Source organism: Candidatus Frankia alpina (genome assembly GCF_902806485.1).
GTDB classification, from domain to species: domain Bacteria; phylum Actinomycetota; class Actinomycetes; order Frankiales; family Frankiaceae; genus Frankia; species Frankia alpina.
In genome coordinates this window covers 1-2304 of the sequence record NZ_CADCWT010000421.1, presented here as the reverse complement: position 1 = coordinate 2304, position 2304 = coordinate 1, and the positions used below count along the sequence as shown (strand labels likewise).

Here is a 2304-nt window from a genome sequence, read left to right as displayed (position 1 = left end):
GGAACGTAATCGTCGACCCGACCCCGACCCCGACCGGGACCGGGACCGCGACCGCGACCGCGACCCGGACCGGGATAGAAGCGTGCGGACGTGGCAGCAGCGACGGTGACGGTGACGGTGACGACCGCGGCGCGGTTCCACGGAACACCTTGATCACCGGTCGGGAACGGGTCGGGGACGGGGGCGTGCGCCGGCCGGGAACCGTCCGCGGGTCGGTCCGGCACCGTTCTGGTCTGCCCGAGGGGTACTTCGCCGTCACCGGACCGGCCGTGGAGCCATCATCATGATCCATCGACCGGCATCGCGCATTAAAGATCAGCAGTAACGCTCGACCGTGCGGTCCGCGCCGATGACCCGTTCGGCGAGGGAGTCACGGGTGATCCGAACGGCGCCCTCGTGACCGTTCAGGGCACACGCGATCGGCACGATCAGCGGATGGGGCGCGTCGGGGTCGTTCTCGGCCGCCGCCTGCAAGCTGGGCTACACCCAGTCCGCCGTCTCGCAACAGATCGCGGCGCTGGAGGCCGACCTCGGCGACGCCCGGTGGATCGACGCGCCCGAGGTGGCGAACTCGGTGGCCGATCTTCGGGTCATGACCGGGATCTTCGGGTCATGACCGGAGAGCTGTGGCTCCAGGCGCAGCTGCGACCGGCACGACGGCGACGGCTCAGGTGCTTTCCGGGTGGACCTAGTCGGCGTGCCGCTTGTCGGGCCCGCCCCGCAGTTGCGAACCGAGCTGCTCTGGACCGGCCGGCCGGGACCTGCGGTGCTGGCACTGACTCGGGCGCTCGGCGGGTGACGGCCGGGCCGACCGGGGGGTAGGCTGGAGGTGTTGCTTGTTTCTCGGTGCGTGACCTAACGCTAGAGAACGGCACGACCAGACCACGGATCGGTCGGGGTCTGGTGCGAGGCCGGTACGCGAAGGACGCCTACCGGGAGCGCGGCAAGGAGAAAGTATCGTGGCGCAGGGTACCGTCAAGTGGTTCAACGCGGAGAAGGGCTTCGGATTCATCTCCGTCGACGGTGGCGGCCCGGACGTGTTCGTCCACTACTCCTCGATCGTGGCGGACGGCTACAAGTCCCTGGATGAGGGCCAGAGCGTCCAGTTCGAGATCGTGCAGGGCCAGAAGGGGCCGCAGGCGGACAACGTGACTCCCGCCTAAGGTCGCACCACCCCAAGCTTTGCGTTCGGCGCGTGGCTCCTCGTAGGAGTCACGCGCCGAAACTGCGTTGAGAGCCCGGCGGCGCGCGATCGCAGATCGAGGCGCCCACGACCGGCTGGTCGAGGCGGACACGACGGACACCCTCCTGCCCTCAGCCGGTTACGATCTTACCGACGACACCGGCACGCAGCGCGCGATCATCACCCACGTCTACACTTGGTCGGCGACCAGATCGAGGCGGGGCTGGGGACGGGTTGGACATCGGCGGAAATGCAGGAGAACGTCGTCGACGAACCGATCGAAATCGACCGCCTTCGTCACGTAGGCGTTGGCGTACAGGTTTTGGCTTCCTCCCCCTCGTGAACGGGGGGGGAATTCCCGGTGGCGGTCATGCCGCCTTCCCGGGTGGTTGACGCTTCACCGTCCCCGGCAACCCGGAGATCTCCACGCCCATAGACGACAGTCCAGCCGCCCTGATATTCAAACTTGCGTTGGTATCCGCGTTCCCCGACCAGCCACACGACGTGCACAGGAATGTTGCCTGGTCGGGGCGGGACACCCCGTCGACGAACCCGCAGACGTGACAGCGCTGCGACGTTGTACCGCGCCGGCACCCGGCAGGAAACCCCACCGGCGGCTCAAACGGGCCACGTTCAGCCCACGCGCCTGCGGAACACACCGCCGGACGGGCACGACGCCGGGACGTGAAACGCGGCGGGCGGGCCAACCCCGCATAGCAGCGTTTCCACGCGGCCTGATACTGCTTCAACACCTGCTGACATGCCTGCGCAGGCAGCACGGAAAGCCACTCGAAGCCTTCCGGTGGATTCTTCCGCGCCTCCCGCATCTGCCGATCAACCTCGGCCACGGCGAGCATCGGACGGCGATGCTCGCGGCACGTCATGTGCCATTCGTGCAGCAGATTCCACAACCCCCGCGCCGCATGACCCTGTCCGTCCAGTTTCCCTACCTGACCCGAATCCGGGTACAGGCGGGCGACGTGAGCCGACCGGGGCATGACTGTCATTCTATCCGAATACACGGCGATTCACCCAGGGCCTCGGGAAGATCGTTCTAGGTTGCGATCTGCTACGCGGAGTATTGGCCCCGTTGTGCCGTCCGGACGCGCTCCAGTCGAGAC

The 2304-nt window shown here is 67.4% G+C and carries 4 protein-coding genes; 2 read left to right on the top strand and 2 right to left on the bottom strand.

Annotation, left to right across the window (positions count from 1 at the left end):
• Positions 1-315 precede the first annotated feature (315 nt).
• The gene (locus tag G6R25_RS23530) at positions 316-474 is read right to left on the bottom strand and encodes a CTP synthase (protein ID WP_163554607.1); all 159 of its coding nucleotides are present in this window, start codon (positions 472-474) and stop codon (positions 316-318) included.
• On the opposite strand from G6R25_RS23530, the gene G6R25_RS32110 reads away from it, so the two are divergent.
• Positions 419-616 carry a helix-turn-helix domain-containing protein gene (locus G6R25_RS32110; protein ID WP_473246930.1) on the top strand — a complete coding sequence of 66 codons (198 nt, stop codon included), beginning with the start codon at positions 419-421 and terminating at the stop codon, positions 614-616. The genes G6R25_RS23530 and G6R25_RS32110 overlap by 56 nt on opposite strands.
• A gap of 343 nt (positions 617-959) precedes the next feature.
• Complete coding sequence (locus tag G6R25_RS23520) at positions 960-1163, top strand: cold-shock protein (protein ID WP_009741546.1); 204 nt, start codon at positions 960-962, stop codon at positions 1161-1163.
• A 388-nt stretch (positions 1164-1551) separates the two neighbouring features.
• On the opposite strand, the gene G6R25_RS31065 is transcribed toward G6R25_RS23520, so the two are convergent.
• Positions 1552-2010, bottom strand: a complete 459-nt coding sequence (locus tag G6R25_RS31065; protein WP_419469410.1) for a zinc ribbon domain-containing protein — start codon at positions 2008-2010, stop codon at positions 1552-1554.
• Between the last annotated feature and the right edge of the window lie 294 nt (positions 2011-2304).

What these genes read in the sequence shown, in the direction of transcription:
- G6R25_RS31065 (WP_419469410.1), bottom strand. Translation starts at nt 2,010, where the DNA reads ATGCGGGAGGCGCGGAAGAATCCACCGGAAGGCTTCGAGTGGCTTTCC.